The sequence below is a fragment of the bacterium SCSIO 12696 genome (assembly GCA_024397955.1).
Classification (GTDB): Bacteria; Pseudomonadota; Gammaproteobacteria; order Pseudomonadales; family Porticoccaceae; genus SCSIO-12696.
The window spans coordinates 1,832,673-1,848,048 of sequence record CP073744.1 but is presented as its reverse complement, the minus strand read 5'-3'; the positions used below and the strand labels follow the sequence as shown (position 1 = coordinate 1,848,048).

13 protein-coding genes are annotated in these 15,376 nt (G+C 53.1%); 8 read left to right on the top strand and 5 right to left on the bottom strand.

Features of this window, described 5'->3' with window-relative positions; all coding sequences use genetic code 11:
- The first annotated feature begins 33 nt into the window (after positions 1 to 33).
- Positions 34 to 741, top strand: coding sequence for a Type 1 glutamine amidotransferase-like domain-containing protein (locus tag KFE80_08535; GenBank protein ID UTW44441.1), 708 nt, complete (start codon positions 34 to 36; stop codon positions 739 to 741).
- Positions 742 to 814: 73 nt separating this feature from the next.
- Here KFE80_08535 and KFE80_08530 read toward each other — a convergent pair whose 3' ends face one another.
- On the bottom strand, positions 815 to 2,065 hold the full coding sequence (locus KFE80_08530) for a DUF819 family protein (protein UTW44440.1): 1,251 nt from the start codon (positions 2,063 to 2,065) through the stop codon (positions 815 to 817).
- A gap of 203 nt (positions 2,066 to 2,268) precedes the next feature.
- On the opposite strand from KFE80_08530, the gene KFE80_08525 reads away from it, so the two are divergent.
- From KFE80_08525 to rph, 4 genes are all read left to right on the top strand, one after another.
- Positions 2,269 to 3,183, top strand: coding sequence for a LysR family transcriptional regulator (locus KFE80_08525; protein UTW44439.1), 915 nt, complete (start codon positions 2,269 to 2,271; stop codon positions 3,181 to 3,183).
- A gap of 153 nt (positions 3,184 to 3,336) precedes the next feature.
- On the top strand, positions 3,337 to 5,973 hold the full coding sequence (locus KFE80_08520; protein ID UTW44438.1) for an aspartate ammonia-lyase: 2,637 nt from the start codon (positions 3,337 to 3,339) through the stop codon (positions 5,971 to 5,973).
- A 3-nt stretch (positions 5,974 to 5,976) separates the two neighbouring features.
- Positions 5,977 to 6,876 carry an alpha/beta hydrolase gene (locus tag KFE80_08515; GenBank protein ID UTW44437.1) on the top strand — a complete coding sequence of 300 codons (900 nt, stop codon included), beginning with the start codon at positions 5,977 to 5,979 and terminating at the stop codon, positions 6,874 to 6,876.
- Positions 6,877 to 6,963: 87 nt separating this feature from the next.
- The gene (rph, locus tag KFE80_08510) at positions 6,964 to 7,692 is read left to right on the top strand and encodes a ribonuclease PH (protein ID UTW44436.1); all 729 of its coding nucleotides are present in this window, start codon (positions 6,964 to 6,966) and stop codon (positions 7,690 to 7,692) included.
- A gap of 180 nt (positions 7,693 to 7,872) precedes the next feature.
- Here the strand turns inward: rph and KFE80_08505 are convergent, their stop codons facing one another.
- Positions 7,873 to 8,649, bottom strand: a complete 777-nt coding sequence (locus KFE80_08505) for an endonuclease/exonuclease/phosphatase family protein (protein ID UTW44435.1) — start codon at positions 8,647 to 8,649, stop codon at positions 7,873 to 7,875.
- Between the two features lie 260 nt (positions 8,650 to 8,909).
- On the opposite strand from KFE80_08505, the gene pyrE reads away from it, so the two are divergent.
- Both pyrE and KFE80_08495 read left to right on the top strand, forming a co-directional pair.
- Positions 8,910 to 9,551, top strand: a complete 642-nt coding sequence (gene pyrE, locus KFE80_08500) for an orotate phosphoribosyltransferase (protein ID UTW44434.1) — start codon at positions 8,910 to 8,912, stop codon at positions 9,549 to 9,551.
- Between the two features lie 3 nt (positions 9,552 to 9,554).
- The gene (locus KFE80_08495; protein UTW44433.1) at positions 9,555 to 10,184 is read left to right on the top strand and encodes a hypothetical protein; all 630 of its coding nucleotides are present in this window, start codon (positions 9,555 to 9,557) and stop codon (positions 10,182 to 10,184) included.
- Between the two features lie 29 nt (positions 10,185 to 10,213).
- Here KFE80_08495 and slmA read toward each other — a convergent pair whose 3' ends face one another.
- From slmA to coaBC, 3 genes are read right to left on the bottom strand one after another with little or no spacing between them, the layout of a single operon-like run.
- On the bottom strand, positions 10,214 to 10,813 hold the full coding sequence (slmA, locus tag KFE80_08490; GenBank protein ID UTW44432.1) for a nucleoid occlusion factor SlmA: 600 nt from the start codon (positions 10,811 to 10,813) through the stop codon (positions 10,214 to 10,216).
- Positions 10,814 to 10,833: 20 nt separating this feature from the next.
- A complete protein-coding gene (locus tag KFE80_08485; protein ID UTW44431.1) occupies positions 10,834 to 13,275 on the bottom strand; it encodes a phosphomannomutase/phosphoglucomutase in 2,442 nt (813 codons plus the stop codon).
- 21 nt (positions 13,276 to 13,296) lie between these two features.
- Positions 13,297 to 14,493, bottom strand: a complete 1,197-nt coding sequence (gene coaBC / locus KFE80_08480; GenBank protein ID UTW44430.1) for a bifunctional phosphopantothenoylcysteine decarboxylase/phosphopantothenate--cysteine ligase CoaBC — start codon at positions 14,491 to 14,493, stop codon at positions 13,297 to 13,299.
- 179 nt (positions 14,494 to 14,672) lie between these two features.
- Between coaBC and radC the strand changes: the two genes are divergently transcribed.
- Positions 14,673 to 15,347: a DNA repair protein RadC gene (gene radC, locus KFE80_08475; protein UTW44429.1), complete on the top strand. Its 675-nt coding sequence runs from the start codon at positions 14,673 to 14,675 to the stop codon at positions 15,345 to 15,347.
- Positions 15,348 to 15,376: the final 29 nt, after the last annotated feature.

Sequence of the window (15,376 nt, the reverse complement as noted above, 5' to 3'; positions counted from 1 at the left end):
ATGCATGACAGCTAAATAAGAAGAGAGGATATTGTGACTCAGGTAAAGCGCCGTATTTTGGGGTTTAGTGATTCGCCATCGGTTTTTGTGCCTTCCTGGAAACCGGCTCACTTTTTCCAATTGATGTTAGATACGGTAGCGGCGGAAAACCCCAAAATTTATTACATAGGCGCCGCCAAGGCGGAAGACCCTCGCCGCATTATGGAGTTCTATAGTTTGGCCGCGCGCTTCCAGTGCCAGCCGGAGCTGTTTCGTTTGTTTGATATGAAAAGCGACGATCCGGACAGTTATTTCGCCGACGCGGATATTATTTTTATTGATGGTGGTGTAACACGAAATTTGCTGGCATTGTTTAATGAATGGCAAGTGGTGCCAGCGTTACAGGCGGCTTACCAGCGTGGTGTGTTGTTAGCGGGTGCAAGCGCTGGAATCTGTTTGTTGTTTGACTGGTGTATTACTGACTCCATCAAAACTCGTATACAACCTATGAGTTGCCTCGGCATTCTCTCAGGCAGTGTTTGCCCCCACTTCGACGTGCGTCAAGACCGGCGAGACATTATGCACACCCTAATGGTTACCAATAAATCGGCCCTGCCGGGCTTGGGGCTTGCGGATAAAACTGCGGCGCTATTTGTGGATGAAGTGTTTGAACGCGGTTTTACTCTAGATCCTGAAGCAGGAATACACCGGTTCCTGACCTCAGCTGATAAGGTGGAATTCCCTGAGCTGCAATCACTTTGAATGTGTTACTAACCTAGCATCTTATATTGTGAGAGTACCGGTTTTGCAGGAGCAAAACCGGTTCTAATGTTCTTTAAAAACTGCCAGCCATGGCCATCAGTTCTGCACACAGAATCGCACCGTAGGTGCCCAGGGCGTAGCCAAATACTGCCAGCAATACCCCTACCGGAGCCAGTGATGGGTGGAAGGCCGCGGCTACAATGGGCGCCGATGCTGCACCGCCCACGTTGGATTTGCTGCCCACAGCCAGAAAGAAAAACGGTGCGCGAATGGTTTTCGCCACAAATATCAACAGCCCGGCGTGAATAGCCATCCAGATAATGCCCACAACGATCAATCCCGGCTGTTCAAAGGCTTTCATTACATCCATTTTGGTACCGACAACCAATACCAGCAGGTAAATAAACAGGCTGCCAAATTTTGACGCGCCAGCCCCTTCCAGCTCTCGTAAGCGGGTAAAGCTGAGGGTTAAGCCGACAGTAGTAGCGGTGACCACAATCCAAAAGAAACTGCTGGTTAAAATGGTGTCCTTGGCAAAATCGATATTGCTGAAAAAAGGCGTGAAGGTATTGGCGGCTAAATGAGAGAGGCCTACGCCTCCGAAAGCAACTGCGAAAATGGCAGTTAATTTAGGAAAATCCAGGGGCTGCTCGCGGCTGCCATGATACTCTTCCAACTGAGCTTTGATCTGGTCAATGGCGCTGGTGTCGGCTTTCAGCCAGCGATCAATGGCGTCGCTTTTGCCAACGCCATAAAGCAAAACCGCCATCCACAGGTTGGCGACAATAATGTCCACCGTTACCATGGCAGAGTAGTTTTGCGGATTGTATTGGTACACCTCCAGCATGGCAGTCTGGTTGGCGCCGCCGCCGATCCAGCTGCCGGCTAGCGTTGCAAGGCCGCGCCAAACTGCGTCGCTATCACTGCCGCCAACGGTTTCCGGGCTTACTATGCCAACAATCAGGATAGCCAATGGACCGCCAATAACAATGCCAACGGTTCCGGTCAAAAACATGGCAATGGCTTTGTTGCCCAACCTGGCGATGGCTTTCAGATCGATGCTCAGAGTCATCAGCACCAGACTGGCGGGCAAAAAATAATTTTTGGCGATGCTCCAAAGCTGTGAGCCTTCCGAGGTGATCACCCCAAAAGTACTGAGCAGCGACGGTATCAGGTAGCACATCAATACCACGGGAACGAATTTGTAAAAACGACGTAATTTGGGGTTGTTGCTACTGGCGGTGTGAAAAATGAGTGCCAGAATAGTCACCAACAATCCGAAGGTGACCACATCGCTGCTAATAAGGGCGTGGCTGTTTTGCATAGGCGGTATCCTGAGAGTAAGGTGCTAACACAGTGCTCATCTAAGCGATGCGATAGCAAAGCTTCTTTTGAGAAACTCGGCAGATAGTGCAAAAGTGATTATAAGTTGGGAGGCTGGCAGCGTTGTGGCAAATCCGTAATAAGGCTATGCATGCCTTGCATAAGGTTTATTCAGTATCAACAGAATCGGGCGGTGAATAAAATATGGAACTGAAGTGGTTGCTGGATTTCGTCAGTCTTGCCAACTCTGGCAGCTTTTCCAAGGCGGCAGAAGATCGCCATGTTACCCAATCGGCATTCAGTCGTCGTATTCGCTCTCTTGAGGATTGGCTGGGCACCACTCTTGTGGACAGAACCAGCCACCCCATTTCGCTGACCAATGCCGGCTATCGTTTTGTGGAAACTGCCAACCAAACCATTCGGATTTTGTACAAAGTCAGAGAGGACTTCAGTACCACAGAGAGTGGTAAACGGCCAACTCTCACCATTGGCATTACTAATCACCTATCGGTGTATTTTTTCCCCGCTTGGTTCAAGTCCATGGAGAAGGATCTTGGGGATTTTCGCTTTCGCCTGTCATCGAGTATCAAAGGTGGTGTGGATTTTTACGAATCCTTGAAGCATCAAGAATTTGATCTTTTGATTGTCTACGGTGATTCCATCAGCCCAATTTCTCTGGATGCCAGCAAGTATGAATCCATTCAACTGGGCGAAGATATTTTATTGCCGGTTTGCTCCCGGGCCTTGCAGAATCGGGAGCTTTTTCAATTTCCAGGTACGCCTGAAAAGCCCATTCCTTATCTCAGTTACATGAATTACTCATCCGTCACTAAAATGATCCACGAGGTAACCACGAACAGTCTGACGCCTTTCTACTTTGAGAAAGTTATTGAAACCAGTACTGCCGAAGCAATTAAATCCATGGTGATGGAAGACTTTGGGGTTGGCTGGCTGCCAAAGTCCACAATTGAGCAGGAGCTGGAACAGGGTGAAGTAATTGTGCTGGGGGAGGGCGCATACAATATCCCCCTGAAGGTCGAAATTTATCGTTATATGGCCAATATTAAACCGGAAATTATGAATTTCTGGGATCGCCTTTCAAAAATCTATCAAACTTGAGCTTAAACAGTAAGACGTACTCTTTTAAACGTATTTTTAAAGTACCTTTATGCAATTCGTGCATATAGTGTGCGTCACACGGACATGCAGCGATAACGCTTGTTGAGTAAGCTAAATTTTCACTTTTTTAGCTACTTTTTGTCGACCACTGCCATGAACGCTTTATCGTCAGAAACTTCTCTCCAGGACAGTCAATCTCTGGACTACCACACAAAGTACCCGGCCGGGAAAATACAAACATCGTTGCCCAAAGCACTGAATTCCATGGCGGATTTGGCGATCGCCTATTCTCCCGGTGTGGCTGCTCCGGTACGTGCTATTGCGGCGGATCAAAGAAACGTCAACCGCTATACCGCCAGAGGCAATACGGTTGCGGTTGTCAGTAACGGCTCTGCCATTCTCGGCCTGGGTAACCTGGGGCCTTACGCCGCTAAACCAGTGATGGAGGGCAAGGCGGCATTGTTCAAACGCTTTGCCGATATCAATGCCGTGGACTTGGAACTGGATGTTGACAATCCCGACCATATTATCAGCGTTGTCAAAGCTCTGGAGCCCAGCTTTGGGGGCATTAACCTGGAAGATATATCCGCGCCAGACTGTTTTTATATCGAGGAAAAGTTGCAGGCGGCCATGGATATACCGGTATTCCATGACGACCAGCACGGCACCGCCATTGTGGTTTGTGCGGCTTTGTTGAAGGCCTGCGAAAAGCAACAGAAATGCTTGCACGAGTGCAAGGTTGTCATTAACGGCGCCGGTGCCGCAGCACTGGCAACAGCGAATATGTTGCTCGCCCTTGGCGTATCGGCACACCAGCTGACACTCTGCGATATTGTCGGCGTATTGCACAGCGAGCGCCGCCAAGACGTGCATGAATGGCACCGGCCATTTTTGCGGGAAACAGACGCACGCACGCTGGCAGAGGTGGCTCCCGGTGCGGATATTTTGATTGGCCTATCGGCCCGCGATGCTTTTAATCAGGATTTGATGGCAATGCTGGCTGAACGCCCCATTGTGTTTGCTCTGGCCAACCCGGAGCCGGAAATTCTGCCACCGGATGTGCTGGCGGTACGTCCGGATGCGGTGATTGCCACCGGGCGCAGCGACTATCCCAATCAGGTGAATAACCTGCTCGCGTTTCCCTTTGTGTTTCGGGGAGCGCTGGATGTGGGAGCGACGGCGATCACAGAAGCGATGAAAGTGGCTGCTGTCAAAGCTCTGGCACGAATCAACTGCCCCAAGGGCGATATCCTGCCGACCATTTTTAACCCCATGCTGGCGGAGGCGATTCCTGCCGCTGTTGCCAAAGCAGCGGTGGAAGATGGCGTCGCTCAAATAATGGAAAAACAGGCCCCGGAAATACTGGCAGACCCGGGCTACGAATTTATGCAGCCGATGCCGGAAGCGGAAGGTGCTGTTCGCCTTGAATGCGACCCTCTGGGGGAAGTGCCTGTGCCCGCTGCCAGTTATTTTGGCCCACAAACGGTGCGGGCTCTCCGCAACTTTCCCATATCGGGGAACAAGATCGCTGATATGCCGGAGTTGTTGTTGGCATTGGCCTGGGTAAAAAAATCCTCAGCGCTCACCAACAAGCGCCTCAAACTGGTGGATGCTGCAGTGGCCAATGCCATTATCGCCGCCTGCGACGAAATCATCGCCGGTCGCCACCATCACGATTTTTGTGTTGACGTGATTCAGGGTGGTGCGGGTACTTCCACCAATATGAACTGCAACGAAGTGATTGCCAATCGTGCCCAGGAAATTATGGGTTACGAGCGTGGCCGTTACGACATTGTGCACCCGAACGATCACGTGAATTGTAACCAGTCCACCAACGACAGCTATGCCACGGCGGTTCGTATTGCCGTGCATCAGCTGAGCGCACGTTTGGAGCAGGGCCTGAATCAGTTGGCTCTGGCCATTGAAGAAAAGGCGGTTGAATTTGCTCATATTCCCAAACTGGCTCGAACCCAGCTCCAGGATGCGGTGCCCATGACCTTGGGGCAGGAGTTCAGAGCCTTTGCGGAAACGTTGTTCGAAGACGTCAGTCGCGCCAGCGAAATCAAATCCCTTTTTCTTGAGGTCAACCTTGGCGGAACCGCCATTGGCACCGGTGTTGGTGCCAATCTGGATTACCAGAGCCGGGTTGTGGCGGTGCTGTGTGAAGTATCCGGGTTGCCGTTTCGCGCCAGCAAAAACCGCATTGAAGCAACTTGGGATATGGGGGCGTTCACACTGTTCAGCGGTATGTTGAAACGTCTGGCCATGAAGCTGTCGAAAATTTCCAACGATTTGCGCTTGCTGTCCTCCGGGCCAGCCGGAGGAATCGGCGAAATAAAATTACCAGACCGGCAGCCGGGCTCGTCCATTATGCCTGGCAAGGTAAACCCGGTGATTCCCGAAGTGGTGAACCAGGTGTGCTTTCGGGTATTCGGCATGGATACTGCAATCACCTTTGCCGCCGAGGCCGGGCAGCTGCAGCTGAATGCCATGGAGCCGCTGATTCTCTACAGTATTCACGAGTCCTGCTCACTGCTGCTCAATGCCATGGCAACCCTCAAAGATAACTGTATCGCTGGTATCGAAGCCAACGAGGCGCGCTGCTTGAAAAATCTGCAAAACAGTACCGCATTGGCGGTTAACTTGGTGTCGGTTATTGGCTACGAGCGCGCTGCTAGCATCGCCAAGCAAGCCCAGGCTACTGAGCAGGCTTTTGTGGAATATCTCAAGGACAACCACCCTGAACTACTCGGGTTTGTTGATAATGCCAACCCGGCTTCTGGAGGATAAGTAATGACCGTATTAATTCGCTCAATTCTGGTTATGCTCGGTGTTCTGTGTTTTGGGGCTTATGCGAAGGATTCAGCTACGGAAAATACCGAACAGGCAGGTGTCGATTGGACGCCAGGTCTGACCCATATGTATTTCAGCGATTGGGCCGGACCGAGGATTCCGGTTTGGGTTTACGTGCCGCCGACGGTCGACACGGAAACTGCCCCTGTTTTATTTATGATGCACGGTGCCAAAAGGGGAGCTGCTCGCTATTTGTCCGAGTGGGACCAGGTGGCGGATAGAGATGGCTTTATCGTGGTGGCGCCGGAATTTAATCGCGAGACATTTCCCAAGTCTCGCCAGTATCAGCGCGGCAATGTATTTGATGCCGAAGGTGCTGAAATTCCTGAGTCAGAATGGACGTTTTCAGCCATTGAGGCCATTTTTGATCACCTGAAGCAACAGTTAGGCAGCAAGCAGCAGCGCTATACGCTTTATGGCCACTCTGCAGGTTCACAGTTTGCTCATCGCTACCTGCTGTTTGTGGAGCAGACGCGGGCCAAACGCTTCTTGCCCGCCAATGCCGGTTGGTACACCTTTGCCGACCTCGATATCGACTACCCTTATGGCCTGAAAGGCAGCGGTGTCAGTGAATCGCAGCTGAAAGCGGCACTGCAAAAAGACGTGGTGGTGTTGCTCGGTAATAAAGACAATAACCCCAATCACAACAGTCTAAAGCGCAGCGGCGGTGCTGATGCCCAGGGCCCTCACCGTTATGCCCGCGGCTTGGCGTTTTATGAAAACGCTCGCAAGAACGCCAAAGAATACGGCGTTCCCTTTGGTTGGACCCTGCGGGTGATTGACGGCGTGGCCCATAAAAATGGTGGGATTGCGGCAGCGTCTGGGGATTTGGTGCGCTGATACTGTAAACCAGCAAAGTGCTTTTGCTGGGGCATGGAAAAACGGGGTAGAATTCGCGCGCTTCTCACATACAACAGGATTTGCCCTATGACCCGCCCCAGCGGCCGCCGCCCGGAACAACTTCGCCCCGTTAAAATTACCCGCCATTACACCAAGCACGCCGAAGGTTCGGTGTTGGTGGAGTTTGGTGACACCAAAGTGATTTGCACCGCCAGTGTGGAAAACGGTGTGCCACGCTTTCTGCGTGGCAGTGGTCAGGGTTGGGTAACGGCGGAATATGGCATGTTGCCCCGCTCCACTGGCGACCGCATGGGCCGTGAAGCGGCTCGTGGCAAGCAGGGTGGGCGTACCTTGGAAATCCAGCGCTTGATCGGCCGTTCGCTGCGTGCCGCAGTGGATTTGCAGGCTCTGGGTGAAAACACCATCACCATCGATTGCGATGTGATTCAGGCAGATGGCGGTACCCGCACGGCTTCTATTACCGGTGCCTGTGTGGCTCTGGTGGATGCCATCGAGCATTTGCGCAAACAGGGAAAAATCAAAGCCAAAGGCACTCCATTGAAAAGCATGATTGCCTCCGTATCTGTGGGCATTTATCAAGGCATGCCGGTGCTGGACCTGGATTACCCGGAAGACTCCAACGCAGAAACCGACATGAACGTGGTGATGAATGCGGAAGGTGGTTTTATCGAGGTGCAGGGTACCGCTGAAGCAGCACCGTTTACAGCGGAAGAAATGGCGCAGATGATGGATTTAGCCAAACTGGGGATTACCCAGTTGGTGAATGTGCAGAAGATGGCACTGGCGCAGCCTTAATAAAGCTGCGGGCTACGGGCGTCGGGCTGCGAGCAGATCGAGCAAGTCTGTCATTCTGAGCGCAGCGAAGAATCTATTACTAGTGGCGAGAATTAGATCCTTCGCTACGCTCAGGATGACAATGATCGTGATGCTCACTCGGGCTGCTCGTAGCCAGTAGCTCGCGGCTCGAAGCTTGTTTTAAAGCTCTTCAATATCGTAATCCACAATCACCGGTGTGTGGGCGGAAAACTCCTTTGCTTTGTACATAATCGCGTATTCCACCAGTGGTGCCAGCTCGTTGGACACCACTTGGTAGTCTACGCGGCGGCCGTCCCCTTGGCCGATCTTGCCACTGGGCCACCAACTGAATTCATCAGTATCTGAGTTGCCCCGGCGAAAGGCATCGCAATAGCCCAGGTCGCCAAAAAGGGCGTTCAGCCAGCTGCGTTCGCTGGTAAGAAAGCCGGATTCTTCCCGGTAGTCGTCAGGGTTTTCGAGATCATTGTCGTTGTGGGCAATGTTCCAGTTGCCGCAAATAATGTAGCTGCGCCGCTTGTGAGAAATTTTTTCCAAGTGAGCCTGCAGGTCGTTAAAAAACTGGCGTTTGACGTCTTGGGATGGCGTGCCAGTGATGCCCACCGGTGCCAACAGGGAGCCGACGCTGGTATGGGCAAAGTCGGCTTGTAAGTAGCGGCCTTTCATGTCTTCGCCACTGGCGAACCCAAAGCCGTACATCAGGGCTTTGGGCATTTCCCGGGTGTAAATAGCCACGCCATTGGAGTTGGGCTCGGCATCGCCAAAGAAGTAGGCAAAGTACCCCTCCAGTTCAAATTGTGGCTGCCATTCCAATTCGTGTTCCTGGGCTTTCAGGTTCTGCAGGCAGATAATGTCTGCATCCTGGGATGCAAGCCAGGCAAACAGGCTGCGTTCAGCGGCCTGGTGAATTCCGTCGGCGCAGAGGCTGATTATGCGCATAGTCACCTTTGTGCGTTGTGGTCAGACTGGATGCCGGTGGTTTTATTATGCGTGGGGCCTAACCCTGAGAAGCTTATGTAACGGCTTGTCTGTCCGTGTATCATACCCGACAATCCACATGGCAAAAAATCGTGCTTTATAAATAGACCGCAACGGCGCTGGTTTGTGCACGATTACGCAGTATTATCGTTAATCATCGGGTGGTTGTGGTGTACAGAAGTGGCGATAATAACCACTCACCCTACTTATAAGGTAGACCTATGCAAGCCTATCAGCGAGAATTTTTGCAACTCGCGATTGCCGAAAATGCGTTGAAATTCGGCGAATTCACCTTGAAATCAGGGCGTGTGAGCCCTTACTTCTTTAATGCCGGTGAGTTTCACAGCGGCGCTTCGCTGGCGGCATTGGGGCGTTTTTACGCGGCGGCCATCGAATCAGCTGGTGTGCAGTACGACTTGTTGTTTGGCCCTGCTTACAAAGGTATACCGTTAGCCTCCACCACTGCGGTGGCGTTGGCTGATCAGCACAGCAAAAGTGTGCCCTATTGCTTTAATCGCAAAGAGGCGAAAACCCATGGCGAAGGTGGCTCCCTGGTTGGTGCCAAACTTCAGGGGCGAGCACTGATTGTGGATGATGTGATTACCGCAGGAACCGCCATTCGTGAAGTCATGGACATTCTTGCTCAGCACAACGCCGAGGCCGCAGGGGTTGTGGTGGGGTTAGATCGAAAGGAAAAAGGCCGCGGTGAATATTCAGCAATTCAGGAAGTAGAGCAGGAATTTGGTGTGCCGGTGATTAGCATTGTAACCATTGATCATATTATTGATTACTTGCGGGAAGATCGCGATCGGGCCCACACACTGTCCCAGATTATTGACTACCGCAGTCAGTACGGTGTTTAAACGATGAACTCGGAAGTACAAAGGAAAGTACCTGGTATTTTACTGTCGCTGCTTTTAGTGGTGAGCTTGCTGGCGCTGGAGTTACCCAGTGGCGCCTATGCTCAAGACGCTGGAGGGCGCTTATATCGTTATCGAGACGCTCAGGGAAATGTGGTGATTTCCACCAATATTCCCAAGGAGTTCGCTGCCCAGGGTTACGATATCCTCAACAACGTGGGCAAATTGCTGCAAACCGTGGAGCCCCATGTGGTGATGACGGAGGAGCAAAAAGCAGCCAAGCTGCGTTTGCAACAGCAGCAAGTGGAGGACCAGTATCTGCTGAAGAGCTACAGCTCTGTCTCGGAGATTGAAGCCGCTCGTGATCGCAAGCTGGAAAGTCTGGCTCGTGATATTGCTCTGATCGAAAGCAATTTGAAAAGTACGCGTCAACAGCGCAACCACGAAGAGCGCAAGGCCGCTGACTTCCAGCGTGGTGGTAGGGTTGTCTCTGAAGCGGTAGTCAGAATGCTCAGCGAGCTGGAGCGCCGCGAGTCTGATGCCACTCAGGCATTGGTTCAGCGCCGGGAAGAGTCAGAGCGTGAAAAGCAGCGTTACAACGCCTACATCACTCGCTATAAACAGCTGACCCAATAGGTGTCAGTGCCTATTGTTGCTCATCACTCTCAGTGGTGAATGAAGAGCCCCTGAGTGACCAGAGACCACTGATCCTGCCACCCTTCGGTAGGGGATTTCTTGAAGTTGCTGCGTACAAATTGACTGATACGGCCCTCAGCGAGAGCCAACATAAGATTGGCACAGCTGCCGGTTGGCAGGCTGGTGCGTATCCCTTGAGTAATTTCTGCTTCCCGCAATACCTGCTTGATCTGGGTTTCCATGCGATCAAACAATTGCACCACTCGGGTGTGCAGACGCTCGGTTTCGCCGGTTAGTGCATCGCCATTGAGAATACGAGTAATCCCCGGGTTGCGCTCAGCAAAGGCCAACAGCAGGCTGAGGATGCGTTGGCAGCGGGTTTCTACGGTTTCACCCTCCGCCAAGATACGATTAATGCGGGTGAACAGGGTTTCTTCAATAAAGTCGATCAAGCCCTCATACATTTTGGTTTTGCTGGGGAAGTGCCGATACAGGGCCGCTTCAGAGACGCCGACCTCTCGGGCCAGGGCTGCAGTGGTGATGCGCGCACCGGGAGCACTTTCCAGCATCTTTGCCAGTGATTGAAGAATCTGTTCGCGGCGAGAGATAGGGGGCTCGGTGGTGCTCATTGAATGGCTTGGATCCAGAGTTAGTTGAGGTTGAGTGTCAGCTGGGGCGCAAGAGCCAGTAGCTCGCTGGATAGGCGATCTTTCATGGCTTGCAGGCTGTCTTCGTCATTGCCTTCAAAGCGCAGGGTCAGCTCTGCAGAGGTGTTGGAGGCCCGTACCAGGCCCCAGCTGTCGCCGGCTTCAATACGCAGGCCATCAATGTCGATGATCTTGCAATCCTCAAAAGCTTCGCTGTTGGCTAAAGCCTCCACCAGTGAGAACTTGTCCGCTTCTGGTACGGTCACCCGGTACTCATTGCTGGCGACGGCTTTGGGCAGTGTGCTTACTATATCGTCTAGGCTCTGTTCTCGCAGACTGATGATTTCTACTAAGCGGGCAGCGGCATACATGCCGTCGTCAAAGCCAAACCAGCGATCGTTGAAGAAAATATGACCGCTGTATTCACCCCCTAACGGGGCATCCAATTCACGGACTTTTTCACGCATAAAAGAGTGGCCGGTTTTCCAAATTACGGGTCGGCCGCCGTAGTTACCAATCAGTGCATTGAGGCGTCGAGTACTTTTTACATCGAATACCACATCCGCCCCAGGTTGGCGGCTGAGCACGTCTCGGGCAAAGATCATCAGCAGTTCATCGGGCCAGACAATGCGGCCACTGGCGGTGACGGCGGTAATGCGGTCGCCATCACCATCAAAAGCCAGACCCAGGTCGGCCTCCTGGTGTTTGACCATTTGAATCAGGTCTTGCAGGTTTTCTGCCACCGAGGTGTCTGGTGGGTGGTTGGGGAAGGTACCATCTACGTCGCAGTGCAGTGGCGACACATCGCAGCCCATTTGCTCCAGCAGTAAAGGGGCGATGGGGCCTGTGACTCCGTTGCTGGCATCCACCACCACCTTCAGTTCATCGGCAGGCACTGCGTCGTCACTGATGTGTTCGATGTAGTCGTCCACCAAGTCCACCTGGCTTTGTTCCCCTGATCCGTCCAGGTAATCCTGGGCAATAATGCGCTGACGCAGGCTTTTGATCTGTTCAGGTGTCAGTGGCACACCGTTGATGGACATTTTAAAGCCGTTGTATTCCGGCGGGTTGTGGCTGGCGGTGACAATGACACCAGAGTCGGTTTCTTCCAGGTGGTTGATGGCGAAATTCATTAGCGGCGTTGGCGCCTGACCCAGGCAAATGACATTACAGCCACTGGCGCGAATGCCTTTCAGCAGTGCCTGGTAAAGTCCAGGGCTGCTGGTGCGGCCATCGTGAGCGGCTACCAAGCTGGTTTGGTTGCTTTGTTGGGCGATGGTGCCCAGGGCTTGGCCGATGTGGGTGGCTAGCTGTTCGCTGATTTGCTCATCGTAGCGACCGCGAATATCGTAGGCGCGGAAAATTTCATCGGACAGGGCGTCTTCGCCCAAAGGTTCCGCAGCTGCTTTGCCGGCAGCGGCTTGCGGTGCATCACTGTTGTTGAGGTCGAACACATCATCGTCTTGTGGTGGCTCGGCCTCTGTCTCGTCTGCAGCTTGGTTGTTTGCGGCTGAGGCGCTGGGAATAGTGGACAGGAATGAGGTGGCAGAGGCCAATTCGTCGGCTTCTTTTTGTTGCTGCTGTTTGCGTTTGTCCTGTTTGGCCTTAATCTCCATGCCCCTTCGGACGGCCAGGCGAGTTCCCACCCAGACGCCGATCAGCAGGGTAACTGCCAGTACGCTGTAAAACAGCCACAGCTCTGTTTCGCTGGCACGAAGTTGGTCGAGAGAGGGTTTAAATGCCAACTTCCAGTGAGGCAGTTGGGTGTCAACCTGATAAGAGGGGGATTCGCTCTCTGCATTGCCAGTGGTGACGAATGCTCGAGAAGCGCTGCCGGGCAAATGCTGGGTTAACTTGACTTGTCCGGAGGTCCGACCATCGGCAAAACGGCTGGCCAGGTGTTTTGCGGGGAAGCTCACCAGCAAGCAACCCATGAGCTGTTGGTCCTGTTTGCCGGTGACCGCTGACATCATCAAAATATGCCATTCACGATCCATAAGCATGGCTTCTGGCAATACCTGCTCACCGTTCAATACGCGGCGTGCCAGATCCAGCGCCACAAAGTTGAGCTTGCGGCTGTTTCCTGTATCGGCGCTGGTGATCAAGCGGCTGTATTGCGCTCCTTGCATCAGCTCAGTAACGCTGTTTTCCAGCTTTTGACGATCGTTTTCGCTGGCGCTCAGGGCCATGGCCGTCAATGGCCGGGACGCCAGCGATTGCAATTGCTGCAGTTGCTCGTCAATGAAGTGATTGGTGGTTCGCACCGCCGCGTTGGCGCCTTGCTCGGCCAACGCCTGGGCTCGCTGTTGAGCCGGATCGGCGATGATCGTGGTATACAGGTGATAGCAGGCAAACAGCATGAGCGCGAACAGCACCAGCGCGCCGTATAGGGCGATCGAGGAGTCCGTTTTCAGCAGGGATTTGTTGGTGTTTTTTTCTGCCATGCTGTGTTTGTCTTTGTCCGTTTAGGTTGCCAACAACGTGGCAAAGCGCTGGATCAATTCCCTGGCCAGTATCTGTTTATTGAGCTTGGGCAAGGTTTCAATGCCGTTGCTGCTGACTACGGATACCTGGTTGTCGTCACTGTTAAAGCCAATGCCATCGCAGCAGATATCGTTTGCGATGACCAGGTCCAACTTTTTCCGTTCCAGCTTGCCACGGGCATATTGTTCCAGATTCTCACTTTCGGCGGCAAAGCCAATGGTTGTGGGCCTGGGTTCCATCGCTGCCACTGATGCGACAATATCCGGGTTCTTGGTGAGTTGCAAAGTAATCTCATCGCCGCTTTTCTTGATTTTTTGCTCCGCCATCTGTACCGGACGGTAATCGGCGACCGCAGCGGTGGCAATAAATAGGTCAGTACCTGCGGCGTGCTCTATGGCGGCGCTGTGCATATCCAGGGCGCTGACGACCCTAACGGTGGTAACCCGATCCGGTGGCGGCAAATTTACCGGTCCGCTAATCAGTACTGTGTCTGCTCCGGCTTCTGCGGCGGCTTCTGCCAAGGCATAACCCATCTTGCCAGAGCTGTAATTGCTGATGTAGCGCACGGGGTCCAGTGGTTCACGGGTTGGGCCGGCGGTAATCACCACCCGCTTGCCGGCCAGGGCTCCACTGGTAAACAGGCTGGCTGCATGCTCCACCAGTTCCAAGGGCTCCAATACCCTACCTGGGCCTACATCGCCACAGGCCTGTGATCCTTCCGCTGGGCCGAATATATGGATATTGCGCTCTGCCAGCTGGGTCAGGTTATCTTGTGTGCTTTGGCTGCGATACATCGCCTGGTTCATAGCCGGGGCCACAGCGATGGGGGATGGGCAGGCCAGACAAAGTGTGCTGAGCAAGTCGTTGCCCTGGCCTTGAGCCAGGCGTGCCAGAAAGTCGGCGGAAGCGGGGGCCACCAGCAACAAGTCGGCCCAGCGAGCCAGCTCGATATGGCCCATAGCGGCCTCTGCCTCTGGATCCAGTAGTGAGGTATGCACCGGGTTACCAGACAGTGCTTGCATGGTCAGTGGGGTAATAAATTCGCACGCAGCTGGTGTCATTACCACCTGCACTTCCGCACCGGCGTCTTGCAGGCGGCGCACCAAGTCGGCGCTTTTGTAAGCGGCAATACCTCCGCTCACACCAAGAAGGATGCGTTTGTTGGTTAGGGACGTCATTGGGTTTCCTGAAAGGGTACAACAAAAGCGCTAAGATACCTGTTAGCTGCTCATATGAAAAGTCGCTGTTGCGAATCTGCGCGAATGTTTGACTGAGCAGTGGCCAATATATAGTTGACAGTAAGTGTTCACTGACTTGTTAGCTATATTGAGAAAACGGAATTTCACAGGGAAGAATTATGGTTATTCAGGATTGGCCCGAGTGGGAACGCCCCAGGGAAAAGTTGATTCGACAGGGCGCAGCAGCGCTGTCAGATACCGAATTGCTGGCGATTTTTTTGCGCACCGGCAGTGCTGGTAAAACCGCAGTAGACCTGGCCAGGGAAATGCTGGCTCACTTTGGCAGTCTGGTGTCACTGCTGCAGGCGGACTGCCGGCAATTTTGCCAACTCAAGGGATTGGGCAGTGCCAAATACGCACAGTTACAAGCGAGCCTTGAGCTGGCTCGTCGTCATTTGCAGGAAGCGATGGAGCGCGAGCAGGTGTTCACCAGCCCAACGGCAGTTTCATCCTATTTGCGCCTGCAATTGCAATCTCGTCAACAGGAGGTGTTTGCCGCCCTGTTTCTCGATTCCCAACATCGCCTTATTGCGTTTGAAGAGCTGTTTTACGGCACAGTGGATGGCGTGGCGGTGTATCCCCGTGAAGTGGTGCGACGAGCGCTTCACTACAATGCTGCATCACTTATCTTTGCTCATAATCACCCGTCCGGTATGGCTGAACCCAGCCAGGCGGATGTGGCGATTACCCAGCAGTTAAAGCAAGCGTTGGCTCTGGTAGACGTGAGGGTTTTGGATCACATAATTGTTGGGGTGGGGCAGGTTGTGTCCTTAGCTGAGCGAGGAAAGCTTTGAGAAAGCAGCGTGCCTGCTCAATGCACTTG